The organism is Streptomyces sp. NPDC032472, assembly GCF_040636955.1.
In the GTDB taxonomy this organism is placed as follows: domain Bacteria; phylum Actinomycetota; class Actinomycetes; order Streptomycetales; family Streptomycetaceae; genus Streptomyces.
The window spans coordinates 1-17,634 of the sequence record NZ_JBEZVK010000066.1; the positions used below are offsets into that span (position 1 = coordinate 1).

10 protein-coding genes are annotated in these 17,634 nt (G+C 73.2%); 5 read left to right on the top strand and 5 right to left on the bottom strand.

All coding sequences use genetic code 11. The features are described from left to right. Positions 1–185 precede the first annotated feature (185 nt). From AB0F11_RS30675 to AB0F11_RS30695, 5 genes are all read right to left on the bottom strand, one after another. Positions 186–1,004 carry an endo alpha-1,4 polygalactosaminidase gene (locus AB0F11_RS30675; RefSeq protein WP_362180629.1) on the bottom strand — a complete coding sequence of 273 codons (819 nt, stop codon included), beginning with the start codon at positions 1,002–1,004 and terminating at the stop codon, positions 186–188. Continuing rightward, the gene (locus AB0F11_RS30680) at positions 1,001–1,648 is read right to left on the bottom strand and encodes a spherulation-specific family 4 protein (RefSeq protein WP_362180632.1); all 648 of its coding nucleotides are present in this window, start codon (positions 1,646–1,648) and stop codon (positions 1,001–1,003) included. Before AB0F11_RS30680 ends, AB0F11_RS30675 begins: the two co-directional genes overlap by 4 nt. A 73-nt stretch (positions 1,649–1,721) precedes the next feature. After that, the gene (locus AB0F11_RS30685) at positions 1,722–3,290 is read right to left on the bottom strand and encodes a hypothetical protein (RefSeq protein WP_362180635.1); all 1,569 of its coding nucleotides are present in this window, start codon (positions 3,288–3,290) and stop codon (positions 1,722–1,724) included. Continuing rightward, the gene (gene pelF / locus AB0F11_RS30690; protein WP_362180638.1) at positions 3,287–4,816 is read right to left on the bottom strand and encodes a GT4 family glycosyltransferase PelF; all 1,530 of its coding nucleotides are present in this window, start codon (positions 4,814–4,816) and stop codon (positions 3,287–3,289) included. The genes AB0F11_RS30685 and pelF overlap by 4 nt, the downstream gene beginning before the upstream one ends. Positions 4,817–5,038: 222 nt before the next feature. Further along, a complete protein-coding gene (locus AB0F11_RS30695) occupies positions 5,039–7,030 on the bottom strand; it encodes a hypothetical protein (protein ID WP_362180641.1) in 1,992 nt (663 codons plus the stop codon). A 384-nt stretch (positions 7,031–7,414) separates the two neighbouring features. Between AB0F11_RS30695 and AB0F11_RS30700 the strand changes: the two genes are divergently transcribed. From AB0F11_RS30700 to AB0F11_RS30720, 5 genes are all read left to right on the top strand, one after another. Continuing rightward, positions 7,415–8,956 carry a leucyl aminopeptidase gene (locus tag AB0F11_RS30700; protein WP_362180643.1) on the top strand — a complete coding sequence of 514 codons (1,542 nt, stop codon included), beginning with the start codon at positions 7,415–7,417 and terminating at the stop codon, positions 8,954–8,956. Positions 8,957–9,296: 340 nt separating this feature from the next. After that, positions 9,297–10,685 (top strand): dihydrolipoyl dehydrogenase, encoded by a 1,389-nt coding sequence (gene lpdA / locus AB0F11_RS30705; protein ID WP_361906627.1) that lies wholly within the window; start codon positions 9,297–9,299, stop codon positions 10,683–10,685. A 53-nt stretch (positions 10,686–10,738) separates the two neighbouring features. Further along, positions 10,739–12,541, top strand: coding sequence for a 2-oxoglutarate dehydrogenase, E2 component, dihydrolipoamide succinyltransferase (gene sucB, locus AB0F11_RS30710; RefSeq protein ID WP_362180646.1), 1,803 nt, complete (start codon positions 10,739–10,741; stop codon positions 12,539–12,541). 134 nt (positions 12,542–12,675) lie between these two features. After that, complete coding sequence (locus AB0F11_RS30715) at positions 12,676–14,073, top strand: hypothetical protein (RefSeq protein WP_362180649.1); 1,398 nt, start codon at positions 12,676–12,678, stop codon at positions 14,071–14,073. After that, a complete protein-coding gene (locus AB0F11_RS30720; RefSeq protein WP_362180651.1) occupies positions 14,066–17,611 on the top strand; it encodes a tetratricopeptide repeat protein in 3,546 nt (1,181 codons plus the stop codon). Before AB0F11_RS30715 ends, AB0F11_RS30720 begins: the two co-directional genes overlap by 8 nt. The last annotated feature ends 23 nt before the right edge of the window (positions 17,612–17,634 follow it).

The window sequence follows — 17,634 nt, forward strand, 5'->3', positions numbered from 1 at the left end:
GCGCTCTTGACAGGCCGGCCCGACGCGGAAGGACGATGAGACTGACGGGAAGCCCCCATACCCTCCCTGATCCCGCCCGGCCGAGATCCCGACCCCCGCACCACCGCCCCGCAGAGCGGGAGACGGGTGGGCAGCCACCGACCGGCCCCCGACCCCTCGATGGGTGAAAGCCAGCCCGGACCCCCTCAGCAGGTCCGGCGCCAGGCCCCCAGCTCGTACTTCTTCTGCATCGAGCTGAGCTTCAGGCGGCGGGACTGTGCGCAGAAGCGGCTCGGCGGGAGTTCGTATTCCACGTGGAAGACGGCCTTGTCCGCCGCGATGAACGGGGTCAGTTCCTCGCACTCCTCGTACTGTGCGCACTGCTCGTTGACCGCGAAGTCGAAGTCCCCCACCAGCTCGGGGATCTGGTCCAGGTCGTTCTTCAGGCCGACCGACAGGCCCCGCTCGTGGGCGAGCCGGGCGATCAGCCGGTTGTAGCGCAGCTGGTCCTCGGCCGTCAGCGGGAAGCCGGTCTCGTTGCGGTAGCCGTCCATGTTGTCCGGCTCGACCGCGTCGAAGCCCTTGTCCCGGCACATGTCGAACCGCACCGCCATCAGCGGCTCCAGCTCGGCGGTGCGCCGGATGTCGAGCCAGCGTTCGCCCTCCCAGCCGTTGCCCCTGCCGAGCAGCTCCTTGGGGAAGGCGTCCGCGTCCGGCCGGAACTCCTCCCAGGCGCCGGTCGACACGTAGCAGATGGTCCTGCGCCCGGCCCGCTTCAGCTCGGCGACCTGGTCCTTGCTCGTGGTGAACCCGTCGACGTCGTACACCGGCGCCTTCACCGAGGTGTCGAGCCTGCCGCTCAGCTGCCACTGCCAGCCGGTGCCGGGCCGCGGCAGCCAGCGCTCCCCCGGGGTCGGGGCGGGCCCGGGGTCCGGTTCCGCCTCCTCCGGTCCGGAGGTGCAGGAGGAAAGGAGCAGCAGCGGGGCGAGGAGGAGCAGGAGGCGCCGCGCGAGCGGCCTCTTCATCGGGCGGCCTCCAAGGCGTACGGCAGGGTGCCCCACGGGTGCGCGCCGGTCCCGGGGACCGCGCAGTGCACGGCGGCGCCCCGCTCCCGGGCGAGTTCGGCGGCGGGGGCGCCCGGCGGGACGGCGTACACCAGGTGGCAGAAGCGCTGGGCGGGGTGGTCGGCGGTCCAGGACGGCACGGCCGCGTCCCGGTAGGCGTCCCAGGGGCCCTCGAAGGTGACCAGCAGGTCGGCCAGTTCGGCGTAGCCGGGGTGCGGGTGGATGCCGTGGTTGAGGACGAGCGTACGGGCGCCGGCGGCCCGGGCGGCGACGGCGAGCCGGCCGTAGTGCCCGAGCAGCGCCGGGTCCGGGGAGGCCTGGTCGAGGAAGGCCCCGTCGGCGCCGTACCAGTCGCGGTGGCGCAGGAGGTCCTGCACCACGGCGGCGTGCGGGCGGCGCCCGTAGTCGGTGTCGGTGTAGCCGAGGACGGGCACCCCGGCGTCGCGCAGCCGCTGGGCCACGGCGGCGAACCGCTCGTCGGGGGCCTCACCGGGCCCGCTGGCGGGGTTGAGGACCACCGAGTGCAGCCGGCCGGCGCAGCGGATCAGCAGCTCCCAGTCCTCGGGCCGGTCGGCGGGGTGCTCGTAGAGCGGCACCAGCAGCATGGGGTCCTTCAATCCTTCTTCTCGCACGGGGTGACGGGGTGACGGGCGGGTGACGGGGTCATGCGGGTCGCGGTCAGCGGTGTGCCGTGGCCCGGCCCAGGAACAGGCAGACGAGGCCGGCGAGGACGGCCGCCGCGCTGCCGGCGGTGACCAGTTGCACCAGCCGCGGCTGCCCGAGTCCCAGCAGCAGGGCCAGGCTCTGCGCGAGGGCCGCCGAGGCGCAGACGACGGCGGCGGCCCGGACCGCCCCGAAGGACTGCAGGAGCAGCCCGGTCCACATCACGGCGCCGAGCAGCAGCAGGGTGGCGACGCGGACCCCGGTCAGGCCCGGTGCGCCCGGCCAGAACAGGGTGCCGACCGCGCCGAGGGCCAGCAGCACCGTCAGGTAGACGGTGATGCAGCGGACCAGGGTGCCGAGCATCCGCAGCCAGAACTGCCGGGGCGAGCGGGCCGCCCGGAGCCCCGCGAGGCTGCCGCTGCGGAAGCGGTGGAGCAGCCACTCGGCGGGGCCCATGCTGAGGGTGAGCGCCACCGCGGAGGGCGCGGCGACGGCGTTGGCGGGGCCTCCGGCGAGCACCTCCCCCAGGGCGGCGTACAGCACGAGCAGGCCGGTGCCGAGGCCGAAGACCCCGTACGGCACGGAGTCGCCGAGCCGCGGCCGCTGCGGCCCGTACTCCTCGCCCTCGCCGCGCAGCATCCGCCAGCGGACCGGGCTCCCCCCGGCCGCGGCGGGGCGGCGGCCCCACAGCGGCCGGTGCTCGCTGCGCCGGCGGATCCGGCGTGCGACGGCCCGTACCCCCTCGGCCAGCGGCAGTTCCCGTACGGCGAGGGCGCAGGCGGCCAGCAGGGAGGCGGCCAGCAGGGCGACCCGCAGCGGCAGGGGCAGGTCGGTGACGAGGGCGAGCAGCGCGCCCGCGGCCATCGGGGCGAGCGCGGCGAACAGCAGCCGCTCCCGGCCGAGGACGAGCAGGACGGTGGCGGCGCCGACGTACACGGCCTGCCCGGCGGCGAAGGCGTAGCTGAACGGGGGCCCGCCGGGCACGGTCAGCGCGGCGGCGATGCCGAGCAGGGCCCCCGTGGGGGCGCCGACGAGCAGGGTCCGCCCGGCGGCGGCCCGGTCGCCCAGGCCCAGCCAGGAGTAGGCGCGGTGGGACAGGGTCTGGTCCCAGACCCAGCCGATGAGCGCCCCCGCGAGGAGGGTGAGGGTGCCGGCGGGAAGTCCGAGCCGGTCGGGCGGGCCCTCCAGCAGGGGCGCGCCCAGGACGTAGGCGAGGCCGGGCAGCGCGAAGATCACTCCGCGCAGCAGGCAGGCGGTCAGGGACACCTTCCAGGGGTCGGTCCACTCCTCGGGTTCGGGGAAGGAGCGCGGCACCCGGGCGTAGAGCGCCTCGGCGAGGTCGAAGGAGTCCCGGCGGCCGTAGGTGAGGCGGATGTGCTCGTCGGTCATCCCGTCGGATTCGAGGATGGCGGCGATCTCGTCGGGGTGGACGGCGGCGGCGATGAACCCGTCGAGCCGCATCGCGAGTTCGTCCATGGGGTCGGCGGCGACGGCGGCAGCCGTCCCCGGCCCGGTGCGGCGGGGCCGGGGGATGGCGGGCAGCGTGTCGCCGCCGGGGACGCGCAGCCAGAGGGATCCGCTCACCACAGGCTCCCGTCGGCGGCGAGTTCGCGGTACCAGGGGTCGGCGAGCCGCTGGGTCCAGTCGTCGCCCTCGCGGACGGGCAGGACCGGCCGGCCGGCGTGCGTCTGTGCGGCGAGGCCGCGGTAGATGTGGCGGAAGCCGTCCACGGACTGGTGGAGGGTGAACTTCTCGACTACCCGTTTGCGGGAGAGCCGGCCGAGCTCGGCGCGGCGCGCGTCGTCGCGGAGCAGGGCGAGGGTGGCGCGTGCCATGGTCTCGGGCTCGCGCGGCGGGACGACCAGGCCGGTGTCGCCGACGGCCTCGCGTACGCCTCCGACGTCGGTGGAGACGGTGGTGCGGCCGCAGGACATGGCCTCGATGATGCTGAAGGGGAAGCCCTCGCTGATGCTGGAGAGCATCACGATGCTGCCGGCCGCGTAGGCCTTGGAGACCTGCGCGATGCGGCCCTCGTAGGTGATGCCGTCGGCGAGGCCGAGTTCGGCGGCGAGCTTCTCCAGGCGCAGCTTGTACTCCTCGCAGCCGGCCGGGACCGGGCCGAACAGGCGCAGCCGCAGGGCGGGCAGTTCGGCCCGCATGAACGCATAGGCCCGGATGAGCGTTTCGAGGTCCTTGATCGGGTCGATGCGGCCGCACCAGCTGAGGGTCGGCACCTCGGGTTCGGGTCCGGCCTCGGGGAAGGCGTACGGGTCGACGCCGTTGTAGACGGTGCGGATCCGGTCGGCGGAGGCGCCGCCGCGCTCCTCCCAGCGGCGGTTGTACTGGTTGCAGGGGGTGATCAGGTCGGCCTGCCGGTAGCCCTCGCTGTTGAGTTCGCGGTAGAAGCCGAGCAGGAGGGCCTTGACGGGCCAGCGCTGGGCGGCCGTGCGGTAGCCGAGGTAGCGCTCGCGCAGGTAGATGCCGTGCTCGGTGAGGAGGAAGGGCACCTCGTCGAGGTGTTTGGCGGCGAGGGCGGGCAGGGTGGCGAGGCCGCTGCTGACGGCGTGCGCGACGCTGTCGGGCGGGATGCGTACGGCCAGCGGGCGCAGCGCGTGCTCCAGCAGGTCGGTGGCGGTGAGCGCGTCGTGGATGGTGGGTGCGGCGGCGGCCGTGGCCAGGTCCGGGCGGGTCCACACGTTCATGAGGAGCCGCAGGACCGCTTCGGAGCGCAGGGCGGGGGCGAGGCGGCCGGCCCTGGCGAGGACGGCGAGTTCGCGCAGGGCCTCGGAGAAGCCTTCCCGGGCAGGGTCGAGGAGGGAGAGCAGGAAGGTTTCGTAGGTGTCGGTGAAGCGGCGGTGCGCCTTGCCCCGCAGGGCCGAGCGGCGACTGCGTCCGGGCGGCGGGCCCCACAGCGGGACGGCGGTGTGGCGGTAGACGTTGCGCGGCAGCTCCCAGGCGACCGGCTCGCGACCGGTACCGGTGAGGGCTATGACGTTGAAGTCGACCTCCGGCATCCCGCGGACCAGTTGGTCGCACCAGGTGCTGACGCCCCCGTGGACGTGCGGATAGGTGCCTTCGGTGAGCATGGTGACGTGACGCCCATGGCTCATGTGGAGTGTCCCCCCAGGACTGTGTCTTTTGCGCTCGGTTCGCCTCCGGGAGCGCTCAGTCGGCTCCAGGCGGGCGTGCGTCCTCGGAAACCGCTCGTTCCTCACGGTTTCCTCCGGGCGCTCGCCCGCCTTCGCCGACGCGCTCCCTTCGGCTCACTCGCGGGCAGGCGGCGGCCGAGCGGGGGGCGAGGCCCGCTCGGCCGGACGGAACGGTGGTGCGGGTCAGCTCGGCAGCTTGAGCGTGACCGTGCTCTGGAGCAGTTCGGGCGCGGTCCACGCCGAGCGGGTGCCTGCGTACGCGGTGCCGAAGTCGGCGGTGCCCAGCAGGAGCTGCTTCTTGGTGCCGTTGGGTGCGGTGACCGGGGCGACGACGCCGGAGGGCGCCTTGACGGTGACCGTGGTGCCGATGCGGTAGGCGGTGACGCGGCCGTCGGCGAGGGCCTTGTCCCAGGCCGCCCGGCGGCCGAGTTCGACGCCGGTGTCCTTCATGCTCTGGTTGACGATCGGCGCGCTGGGCGCGAAGAGGGTGCGGTAGGTGCCGAGGACGCTGTCGAGGACGGGGTAGAGGGTGCGGTCCTCGGCCAGGTTCGACTGGTGGACGTAGTGCGGGCGCGGGTCGTTGGCCAGCACGTGGCGCAGGGCCGTGCGCGCCTCGGCGGGCACGATGTAGTCCAGGTAGCCGGTGTTCGGATCGAGCGGGGCGGGCAGGCAGGTGGAGGTCGCCGGGTTGTCCTCGCAGATGCCGCTGCCGCCCTGGGCGCGGCTGGTGTAGACCCAGTTGTACTCGTCGGCCATCTCGGCGTTGGTGCCCGTGTTGTAGTACACGTTCATCGGGTGGCGCGGGACGGTCAGGGCCGCGCCGACCGTGCGCTGCGCCGGCTCGCGCGAGTTGTCGCTGCCGACCCACTTGACCCCGTTGTCGGCGAGCGCACCGGCGAGGTTGGGGTTGTCCTGGGGCTGTTGGGGGAGGGTCTTGAGCCCTGAGTGCTCGCCGGTGACGAGTTCGGTCCGGTCGGTGGTGATTCCCTTGGAGGCTGCCCAGTTGTTGTTGTCGCGGATCTGTGCGGAGATCTCGGCCCGGCTCATCCAGGTGACGGCGCCGGCGGCGTCCTTGGCGCACGTCCACGGGGTGACCGTGGTGTCCTGGACGCAGCCGAGGAAGGGGTGGGTGTAGGTGTGGTTGAGCCACCGGTACTTGGCGCGGTCGGCGACGAGTTGGGCGGTGAGCGCGTCGGTGCCGCCGTTCTCGCTCTTCCACTCCTCGCCGGCGCCGGCGTTGAAGAGGAGGTCGAGCTTGAAGTTCTTGCTCTGCTGCCACTGCGCCGCGTACTGGGCGTCGGCGGCGGTCATCCGGATGGTGCTCTCGCGGCCCTCGCCGCCGGCGCAGGCGTAGTCGCCGGGCGTGCAGTTGAGGTCCTTGTTCCAGCGGGCGTCCGGGGCGAAGACGTCGTCGACGTGGACGGCGAAGTAGTTGCGGCTCTGCCCGAGGTGGACGCCCTGGGTGAGCCAGTCGACGATGCCGCGGGCCAGGAGCCGGAACTGCTGCTGGTACTGGTTGTAGCCGAAGGTGACGACGAGTTCGCTGCGGCCGTCGTGGGCGTACTCGCCGACCAGAGAGGCCCGGTCGGAGCCGACGGGGGCGTCGACGTAGCTGGTGTAGCCGGGGCGCGGCTTGCCCATGAAGCCGTAGCTCTCCGGGATCAGCGCGGAGTTGTCCTCGAAGGTGACCTGTCCGCCGAGGTAGCCGAAGGGGCCGCCCTTGCCGGCGGCGGTGACGGCGGCCTGGGTGCCGTCGAGCTGCCCGCTGTAGCCGCCGTTGTCGGTGTACTCCAGGCCCACGCCCGGGTGGGCCCAGGTGTAGGCGTCGACCTGGCGGATGCCGTGCGCCGTCTCGTACGCGGTCAGCGCGGCCATCTCGGCGGAGCCCTCGCCGAAGGGGTTCTCGTTGGGCAGGACGACGCCCTGGTACTTCGCCCGCGGCCGGCCGTCGACGGTGTCGGCGAGGAAGGCCGCGTCGATGACCGGGCGGCCGCTGCTGCCGAGCTGGACGCGGGTGTACGGGACGCCCGTGTCGCGGAGCTCCGCGGTGATCGCCTCGACCGAGCTGCCGCCGTCGTCGACGACGAGCACCTTCAGGTCGATGCGCGGTGCCACGGTCGCCGCCCGGGCGGACATGGCGGGTGTTGCGACGGATACCAGGGCGGCTGCTGCCATTGCCGCGGCAACCCTGTTCATCCGGTTCCTTTTGACCATTTCGGCCTTTCCCCCCGCAGGCACTCTCGGCAACAGCCCATGGCGGCAGGCCGGGCCGAGGAGGCTCTGTGGAAATCATGCAAAGGGACCCCGCGTCCCCTTGCGAGAGTGGCTCGAGTCTCTCGGGACCTCGTCAGGTCTACGGGGCAAACCTGGAACGAAGACCACAGATGGGTGAACCTGATGGCCGTGGAATAGAACAACTTGCCAAACCTTCGAGTGACGTACGGACCACCGCGGGCGCGTAGGCTCATTTCTGGCGGCCGTCGGGCCGGAATACGATCGCTCCGGATGGCCGTCCACCCACTCGGCCCACAACACAAACGGAAGCGAGACCTCACCACCGTGACTGCTCTGACTCTCAGCACTGCCGGCGCGGCGACGCTGCGCGCCGACGCCCTCGTGGTCGGCGTGGCGAAGGGCCCGAAGGGCCCGGTCGTCGCCCCGGGCGCCGAGGCCGTGGACACGGCCTTCGACGGGAAGCTCGCCGCCGTGCTCGACGCGCTGGGCGCCTCCGGCGCCGAGGGCGAGACCACCAAGCTCCCGGCGCCGGCCGGCCTGAAGGTCCCGGTCGTGCTGGCGGTCGGCCTCGGCCCGGCCCCGGAGCAGGACGAGTCGTTCGACGAGGAGGCCCTGCGCCGCGCCGCCGGCGCCGCCGCCCGCGCGCTGCACGGCAGCAAGAAGGCCGCCTTCGCCCTCCCCCTGGAGGACGCCTCGGCCGTCACCGCCGTCGCCGAGGGCGCGCTGCTCGGCGCGTACGCCTTCACCACCTACCAGGGCGGCGAGAAGAAGGCCTCCGCCGCGGCCTCCAAGAACGGCGGCCCCAAGCGCCCGCTGGCCGAGGTGGCCCTGCTCGGCGGCAAGCCGCGCGACAAGGAGCACAAGGCCGCGGTCGAGCGCGCCGTCGTCGTGGCCTCCGAGGTCAACACCGCCCGTGACCTGATCAACACCCCGCCGAACGACCTCACCCCCGCCGCCTTCGCCGCCGTCGCCACGGCGACCGGCAAGGAGCACGGCCTGAAGGTCCAGGTCCTGGACGAGAAGGCGCTGGTCAAGGGCGGCTACGGCGGCATCATGGGCGTCGGCAAGGGCTCCGAGAACCCGCCGCGCCTGGTGAAGATCTCGTACACCCACCCCGAGGCGGAGAAGCACCTCGCCTTCGTCGGCAAGGGCATCACTTACGACTCGGGCGGCATCTCCCTGAAGCCGGCCGGCCACAACGAGACGATGAAGTGCGACATGTCCGGCGCCGCCGCCGTCTTCGCCTCCGTCGTCGCGGTCGCCCGCCTGGGCCTCGCCGTCAACGTCACCGGCTGGCTCGCGCTCGCCGAGAACATGCCGTCCGGCTCGGCCACCCGCCCCGGCGACGTGCTGCGCATGTACAGCGGCAAGACCGTGGAGGTCCTCAACACCGACGCCGAGGGCCGCCTCGTCCTGGGCGACGCGCTGACCAAGGCCTCCGAGGAGAACCCGGACGCGATCGTCGACGTCGCCACCCTGACCGGCGCGATGGTGCTCGCCCTGGGCAACCGCACCTTCGGCATCATGGCCAACGACGACGCCTTCCGGACCTCGATCCACGAGATCGCCGAGGAGGTCGGCGAGGCGTCCTGGCCGATGCCGCTCCCCGCCGACCTGCGCAAGGGCATGGACTCCCCCACCGCCGACATCGCCAACATGGGCGAGCGCATGGGCGGCGGCCTGGTGGCCGGCCTCTTCCTGCAGGAGTTCGTCGGCGAGGGCATCACCTGGGCCCACCTCGACATCGCGGGCCCCGCCTTCCACGAGGGCGCGCCGTACGGCTACACCCCCAAGGGCGGCACCGGCTCGGCCGTGCGCACCCTGGTCCGGCTGGCCGAGCGCACCGCCACCGGCGACCTCGGCTGACGCAGGTCCCGTACGACCGCCCCGCACGCGCCCCGGCGCAGCGGTGTGACGCACGACGCACCCCCGGCCCCCGAGAGGCCCGCCCGACGGGTCCGGGGGTGGTCCGGGGGTGCACGCGCAACGAAATCCGTAGGTTTCTACGCCTCGGTAACCCGGCCTTCGGACAGAACGACCTGCCACAGTCCGGGCCCGGCGTCCCGCGTTCCCCCGACAAATGCGAAGATGGGTTCTCGGCAGGACAGGGCCCCCACCACAGGGCCGAAGAAACAAGCGGCCGAATACCAGCCGCCGCCCGGTCACAGAGGACCGGTGCCCGGCGCACATGCATGGAGGACGTGACGTGGCGAACGACGCCAGCACCGTTTTCGACCTAGTGATCCTCGGCGGTGGCAGTGGCGGTTACGCCGCGGCTCTGCGCGCTTCCCAGCTGGGTCTGGACGTTGCCCTGATCGAGAAGAACAAGCTCGGCGGCACCTGCCTGCACAACGGCTGCATCCCCACGAAGGCCCTGCTGCACGCGGGCGAGATCGCGGACCAGGCCCGCGAAGCCGCTCAGTTCGGCGTCAAGGCCTCCTTCGAGGGCATCGACATCGCGGGTGTGCAGAAGTACAAGGACGAGGTCATCTCGGGCCTGTACAAGGGCCTCCAGGGCCTGGTCGCCTCCCGCAAGGTGACGTACATCGAGGGTGAGGGCCGCCTCTCCTCGCCGACCTCCGTCGACGTCAACGGCCAGCGCATCCAGGGCCGCCACGTCCTGCTGGCGACCGGCTCCGTGCCGAAGTCGCTGCCGGGCCTGAACATCGACGGCAACCGCATCATCTCCTCGGACCACGCGCTGGTCCTGGACCGCGTCCCCGAGTCCGCGATCATCCTCGGCGGCGGCGTCATCGGCGTCGAGTTCGCCTCGGCGTGGAAGTCCTTCGGCACCGACGTCACCGTCATCGAGGGCCTCAAGCACCTCGTCCCGGTCGAGGACGAGAACAGCTCCAAGCTGCTGGAGCGCGCGTTCCGCAAGCGCGGCATCAAGTTCAACCTGGGCACCTTCTTCGAGAAGGCCGAGTACACCGAGAACGGTGTGCGGGTCTCCCTTGCGGACGGCAAGACCTTCGAGGCCGAGGTGCTGCTGGTCGCCATCGGCCGCGGCCCGGTCTCCCAGGGCCTGGGCTACGAGGAGCAGGGCGTCGCGATGGACCGCGGCTACGTCCTGGTCGACGAGTACATGCAGACCAACGTGCCGACGATCTCGGCCGTGGGCGACCTCGTCCCGACCCTCCAGCTCGCGCACGTCGGCTTCGCGGAGGGCATCCTGGTCGCGGAGCGCCTCGCGGGCCTGAAGACGGTCCCGATCGACTACGACGGCGTTCCGCGCGTCACCTACTGCCACCCCGAGGTCGCTTCCGTCGGCATCACCGAGGCCAAGGCCAAGGAGATCTACGGCGCGGACAAGGTCGTGGCCCTGAAGTACAACCTGGCGGGCAACGGCAAGAGCAAGATCCTGAAGACCGCGGGCGAGATCAAGCTCGTCCAGGTCAAGGACGGTGCCGTGGTCGGCGTCCACATGGTCGGTGACCGGATGGGCGAGCAGGTCGGCGAGGCCCAGCTGATCTACAACTGGGAGGCCCTGCCGGCCGAGGTCGCGCAGCTCATCCACGCGCACCCGACCCAGAACGAGGCGCTCGGCGAGGCCCACCTGGCCCTGGCCGGCAAGCCGCTGCACTCCCACGACTGATCGTCCCGGGCGCGACGACCACTTCCGCACTTTCGTAAGGAGCAACTGAAACCATGGCGGTTTCCGTAACCCTTCCGGCGCTCGGCGAGAGCGTCACCGAGGGCACTGTCACCCGCTGGCTCAAGGCTGAGGGCGAGCGCGTCGAGGCCGACGAGCCGCTGCTCGAGGTCTCGACCGACAAGGTCGACACCGAGATCCCCTCCCCCGTGTCCGGCATCCTGGCCTCCATCAAGGTCGCCGAGGACGAGACCGTCGAGGTCGGCGCCGAGCTCGCCGTCATCGACGACGGCTCCGGCGCTCCGGCCGCGGCCCCCGCCCCGGCCGCCGCCGAGGCCCCCGCCGCCGCTCCGGCCCCCGTGGCCGAGGCTCCGGCCGCTGCCGCCCCGGCCCCGGCCGCCGAGGCCCCCGCCGCTGCCCCCGCCGCCGCTCCGGCCGCGTCCGGCACCGACGTCGTGCTGCCCGCCCTGGGCGAGTCCGTCACCGAGGGCACCGTCACCCGCTGGCTGAAGGCCGTCGGCGAGACGGTCGAGGCCGACGAGCCGCTGCTCGAGGTCTCCACCGACAAGGTCGACACCGAGATCCCCGCGCCGGTCTCCGGCACGCTGCTCGAGATCCTGGTCGGCGAGGACGAGACCGCCGAGGTCGGCGCCCGTCTGGCCGTCATCGGCGTCGCGGGTGCCGCTCCGGCCGCCCCCGCCGCTGCCGCTCCGGCCGCCCCGGTGGCCGCTCCGGCCGCCGCTGCTCCGGCCCCGGCCGCTCCGGCTCCGGCCGCCGCTGCTCCGGCCCCGGTGGCTCCGGCCGCCCCGGTCGCCGCTCCGGCTCCGGTCGCCCCGGCTGCCCCCGTGGCCGCCCCGGCCCCGGTCGCCCCGGCTGCCCCGGTCGCCGCTCCGGCCGCTCCCGCCGCCGCGGTCTCCGCCGGTGACGAGGGCGCGTACGTGACCCCGCTGGTGCGCAAGCTCGCCCAGGAGTCCGGCGTCAACCTGAACACGGTCACGGGCACCGGCGTCGGTGGCCGTATCCGCAAGCAGGACGTCCTGGCCGCCGCCGAGGCCGCCAAGGCCGCCGCTGCCGCCCCGGCTCCGGCTGCCGCTGCCGCCGCCCCGGCCGCCAAGGCCGCCGTGGCCGCGGTGTCCGAGCTGCGCGGTCAGACCGTCAAGATGACCCGCATGCGCAAGGTCATCGGCGACAACATGATGAAGGCGCTGCACTCGCAGGCCCAGCTGTCCTCCGTGATCGAGGTGGACATCACCAAGATCATGAAGCTGCGCGAGCAGGCCAAGGGCTCCTTCCTGGCCCGCGAGGGCGTCAAGCTCTCCCCGATGCCGTTCTTCGTCAAGGCCGCGGCCCAGGCGCTGAAGGCCCACGCGGTCGTCAACGCCCGGATCAACGAGGACGAGGGCACCATCACCTACTTCGACTCGGAGAACATCGGCATCGCCGTGGACTCCGAGAAGGGCCTGATGACCCCGGTCATCAAGGGTGCGGGCGACCTCAACCTGGCCGGCATCGCCAAGGCGACCGCCGACCTGGCCGGCAAGGTCCGCTCCAACAAGATCACGCCGGACGAGCTGTCGGGCGCGACCTTCACCATCAGCAACACCGGCTCGCGCGGTGCGCTCTTCGACACCGTCATCGTGCCGCCGAACCAGGTCGCCATCCTGGGCATCGGTGCCACGGTCAAGCGCCCGGCCGTCATCGAGACCGCCGAGGGCACCGTCATCGGCGTCCGCGACATGACGTACCTGACCCTGTCCTACGACCACCGCCTGGTGGACGGCGCGGACGCGGCCCGGTACCTCACCACCGTCAAGGCGATCCTCGAGGCCGGCGAGTTCGACGTCGAGCTCGGTCTGTAAGGCTGTAGGCCTGTAAGGCACACGCTGCCCCGTCGGCAGCACCCGTACGGCGCCCCTGTCCGGAAAACACTCCGGGCGGGGGCGCCGTCGCCTTACCCTGCCGGTCCGGAGAGACGTCCGACGGGGGGCTTGCAATGGCGCGGACACGGGTGGTCGATCTTGTCGTGGTCCTGCCGGGCATCATGGGCAGCCGACTGGCCGACGCCGACGGCAGGCCGGTCTGGGACCTGTCGGGCGGCGCCCTGTGGCGGGGCCTGCGCACCCTCGGCGGCTCCCTGAACCGCCTGCGCCTGCCGAAGGACCTCGGCGACGCCCACCCCGGCGACGGCATCGTCCCCGTCGGCCTGATGCCCGACCTGCACGCCATCCCCGGCATCTGGCAGCCGGTCGACGGCTACACGGACCTCTTGACCTGGCTGGAGCGGAACTTCACCGTCTCCCCCGGCGAGAACCTGCTCCCGTTCCCGTACGACTGGCGCCTGTCCTGCCGCTACAACGCGCAGCGCCTGGGCGCCGCCCTCGCCCGAGCACTGCCCCGCTGGCAGGCCTCGGCCCCCGAGCGCCGGGACGCCCGCGTGGTGCTCCTCTGCCACTCCATGGGCGGCCTGATCGCCCGTCACTGGGTGGAGCGCCTCGGCGGACACGAGGTCACCCGCCGTGTGATCACCCTGGGCACCCCGCACCGCGGCTCCCTCGCCGCCCTCGCCCACCTGGTGAGCGGCCTGCGCAAGGGCTGGGGCCCGCTCGGCCTCGACCTCACCGCCTTCGCCCGCAGCCTCCCGTCCCTGCACCAGCTGGCCCCGGACTACGCGTGCGTGGAGACCCCGCAGGGCCTGGCGTACGCACGCGATCTGCCGGGCCTCCCGGGCGTCGACCCCGCCCTCCTCGCGGACGCGGCCGCCTTCCACGCGGACCTCCGCACGGCGGCGAACCGCCCCGACCCGACCCGGCTCCACGCGGTCACCGGCATCCGCCAGCCCACCCACACCACGGCGCGGCTCACCGGGGCGGACCTGACCCCGCTGTGGCTGATCGACGGCGCGGACGAGCGCGGCGACGGCACGGTCCCCCGCCTCGCGGCCCGCCCGGCCAACGCCGACCTCTCCGGCTACGCGGTGGAGGAGTCCCACACCCCGTGCGAGCAGCACGGCTCCCTGCAGAACAACCACGGCGTACGGGACGCCCTGGCCGGACTCCTGGGCCAGGACCGCCCCTTCCACCGGGGCGAGGACGACGCGGTCCCGCTGAGCGTGCTCGCCCCGCCGCTCCTGGAGCGGGGAGCGGCGTACGAGGTCACGGTGACCGTCCCGTCGGAGACCCCCGACCACGACGAGCTGCACCTGACCGCGGAACTCCGGCCGGCGGACGGCGCGGAGCCGCTGTCCCGAACCCTGCGTCCCCTCGGCGAGGGCCGCTACACCGCGGCGTTCCCGGCCCCGGCCCCCGGCGCGTACCGGCTGGCCGTACGGGTCACGGACCGCCCGGAGACGACGGTGACGGCCCTGTCGCTGGTCGGGGGCCCGGGTGCCTGAAGGGGGTGAAAGGAAGGAAATCCGGGGCACGGCCCTCGGGATCGTGGTCGAGCACTACGAGAACCCGAGGTTCCGCACCCTGACGGGGGCCACCGACCAGATGCGGGAGCTGTGCGCCCTCCTGGAGGCGCGGGGCTTCGCCCCGACCGTGGTCCCGGACCCCCGGCAGGCGGCCCTGCGCGCCGCGGTGAAGGACTGGGCGAAGGCCTGGAACGCGACCGGCGGGCGCGGCCCCGCGGTCATCCTGTGGTCCGGGCACGGGGTGCGCGACGAGCAGGACCTGCGCCTGGTCGTGCACGACACGGACGATCCCGCGTACGGGGACGAGACATATTCGGCCAACTTGCTGACCGAGGCGGCGCTGCGCAGCAAGGCGGACCAGATGCTGCTGCTCATCGACACCTGCCATGCGGGGGCGGGCGTACTGGAATCCCTGGAGACGGCGTTCGGCAAGCTGTCGGCGCGGAACCTCCCGCCCGGGCGCTCGGCCTGGCTCGGGGTGCTCGCGAGCAGCCGCCCCCAGGAGAAGGCAGAGGCCGCCGGCATCCTGCTGAACACCCTGACCCGGGTCCTGCGCGAGGGGCCGGGCACGGACGAGTACCGCCACGAGTGGAGCAGCAGGAACGGCCAGGTCAGCGGCGCCACGGTCATCAACACCGTCCTGGCCCAGTGGCCGCAGGAGGTGGGGCACCGCCCGGTGCCGGCGATGTTCGGCGAGCCGCGGCTGATGTTCGACAACCCGCTGCGCAGGAACGCTGCGGAGCCGGAGCTCGTGGAACACCTGGTCCGGGCGAGCCGCGGGGCCGCCCGGGACGACGAGGGCTGGTTCTTCAGCGGCCGCCGCCGGGTACTGGGCGAGATCACGGCATGGCTGGAGGCCCGCCGCCCGGGCCTCTTCCTCGTCACGGGCAGCGCGGGCAGCGGCAAGTCCGCCGTCCTGGGCCGCATCGCCACCCTGTCCGACCGGACGCACCGGGCCGACACGGCTGCGCACGGGGCCCTCACCCCCGAGGACCCGGACCCGGGCGAGGGCTCGATCGACGTCTCCCTCCACCTGCGGGGCTTCACGGTCCAGCAGCTGGCCGAGGCCGTCGCCGACCGGTTGGACCTCCCCCGCCCGGAGACGCCTGCGGCCCTGATCGCCGCGGTGGAGAAGGCCTGGCCCGAAGACGCCGACCGCCGGCTGCCGGCCCTGGTCCTGGACGGCCTCGACGAGGCGGCCCCCGACCAGGCCCACCCGATCGTCGAACAGCTCCTGGCACCGCTGAGCCGCATGACGTGCGTCCTGCTGGGCTCCCGCGACCGCCCGTTCCGCCCCCAGCAGGACCCGGCGGAGCCCCTGGACCAGGCGGTGAGCCGCCTGCTGGACGTCCGCGCCCAGGCCACGGACCTGGACGCCGAGTCCGACACGACGCAGGACATCCGCGCGTACTGCCACCGCCGCCTGCGGGCCGGGGCACTGCCTCTGCAGGACGCGGAGACCGCGGCCGACCTCATCACCGCCAGGGCATCGACCCACACAGGCGGCTTCCTCTTCGCCAGAATGGCCACCGACTCGGTCATCAGACACTTCGCCGCCTCCGGAGCCGAGGACCGGGCGGAGGAGGACTGGACGCAGTCCATCCCGTCATCCATCAGCGCCGCCTTCACGGAGGACCTGGAGGACGACCGGGCACGAGACCTCCTCGCGGCCCTCGCCTGGAGCGCCGGCAAGGGCATGCCGGCCCGCGGGGTCTGGGAGGCCGCGGCCTCGGCCCTGAGCCCGGACGGCGCCGTGTACGGCCCGGCGGACGTGGACTGGCTCCTCAACACCTACGGCCGCTACGTCGTGGAGGACACCGACGGCACCCAGGCGGTCTACCGCCTCTACCACCGCGAGTTCGTCAGCCACCTGCGCCGGACCGCGGAGGTGCCCGACCCGGCGTTCCGCGTGGCCCGGGCCCTGGTCGGCCTGCTCCGCGTGCAGACGGCGGACGCGACGGCGATCGAGAACGCAAACCCCTACCTGCGCTGGGAATTGTCGGCACACGCGGCCATGGCGGACACCCGCGGCATCACGCTGATCCGTGAGCTCGTCGACGTGAACGAGGAGGTGTTCCTGCCCGATCTGGCTCATGCGCTCGACACCCTGGCCGTGTCCCTGTCGCGGTCCGGCAGGCGCAGCGAGGCCCTCGCCCTGTCCCGGGAGGCGGCCGGCCTCTACCGCTCCCTGGCCGACACCGACCCCGCCGCGTACCTGCCCGACCTCGCAGGCACCCTCAACAACCTGGGTGCCGTCCAGGCCACGACGGGCGACCCCCGGGGCGCACTCGCCACCATTGCCGAAGCCACTCGCCTGTACCGCTCCCTGGCCGACACCGACCCCGCCGCGTACCTCCCGAACCTCGCCAGTGCCCTCAACAACCTCGCCGCCGCCCAGGCCGAGACGGGCGACCGCCGGGCCGCATTCGCCACGATCACCACGGCCATGCCGCTCTACCGCTCGCTGGCGGACGGCAACCCCTCCGCCTACCTGCCCAAGCTCGCCATGGGGCTCCACACCCTCGCGAGCCGCCAAGCCGAGGCGGGGGACCAACAGGGCGCGCTCGCGACCGCCGGCGAAGCGCACCGCATCTACCGGGCCCTGGCCGACGACAACCCCGCCGCCTACCTCCCCGACCTCGCCGGCGCCCTGAACAACCTCGCGATCCGCCAAGCGGAGACCGGGGACCGGCGCAGCGCACTCGCCACCCTCACCGAAGCCGTGGGGATCGTGCGCACCCTCGCCGAGGACAACCCTGCCGCCCACCTCCCCGACCTCGCCATGTCCCTCAACAACCTCGCGATCCGCCAGGCGGAGACCGGGGACCGGCGCGGCGCCCTCGCGACGGGTACCGAAGCGCATCGCATCTACCGGGCCCTGGCCGAGGACAACCCCGCGGCGTACCTGCCCGACCTCGCCCTCTCACTCAACAACCTCGCCACCGTGCAGGCGGCGACCGGTGACCCGCACAGCGCACTCGCCATCGTCACCGAAGCCGTGGGAATCCGGCGCGCCCTCGCCGAGGACAACCCTGCCGCCTACCTCCCCGACCTCGCCAGCGCCCTCAACAACCTCGCCAACTGGCAGGCGGAGAGCGGCAACCCGCGGGCCGCGCTCGCGGCCGCCGGCGAGGCCATGGGTATCGTGCGCGCCCTCGCCGAGGACCACCCGGCCGCCCACCTTCCCAGCCTGGCCACCAGCCTGCACACCCTCGCCGGCATCCGGGCGGAGGCGGGCGACCACCGGGGGGGCGCTCAGGGCCGCTGCCGAAGCCGTCGGCATCGAGCGCTCCCTCGCGGAGGACCACCCCGCCGCCCACCTCCCCGATCTCGCCGGCGCTCTCCACAGCCTCGGCAAACGCGAGGCGGAAAACGGCAATCCGCAGGTTGCGCTCGCCACGATCAGGGAAGCGGTCGACATCCGGCGCGCCCTTGCGGAGGACCACCCCGCCGCCCACCTCGACGACCTGGCGCGCACCCTCGCGCTCCTCGCCAACGTTCAGTCGGACACCGGTAGCCCGCGGGACGCGCTCGCCGCCC

Coding starts and splice junctions, on each gene's coding strand:
- AB0F11_RS30675 (WP_362180629.1), bottom strand. CDS start 1,004: ATGAAGAGGCCGCTCGCGCGGCGCCTCCTGCTCCTCCTCGCCCCGCTG.
- AB0F11_RS30680 (WP_362180632.1), bottom strand. CDS start 1,648: ATGCTGCTGGTGCCGCTCTACGAGCACCCCGCCGACCGGCCCGAGGAC.
- pelF (WP_362180638.1), bottom strand. CDS start 4,816: ATGAGCCATGGGCGTCACGTCACCATGCTCACCGAAGGCACCTATCCG.
- AB0F11_RS30695 (WP_362180641.1), bottom strand. CDS start 7,030: ATGGCAGCAGCCGCCCTGGTATCCGTCGCAACACCCGCCATGTCCGCC.
- sucB (WP_362180646.1), top strand. CDS start 10,739: ATGGCGGTTTCCGTAACCCTTCCGGCGCTCGGCGAGAGCGTCACCGAG.
- AB0F11_RS30715 (WP_362180649.1), top strand. CDS start 12,676: ATGGCGCGGACACGGGTGGTCGATCTTGTCGTGGTCCTGCCGGGCATC.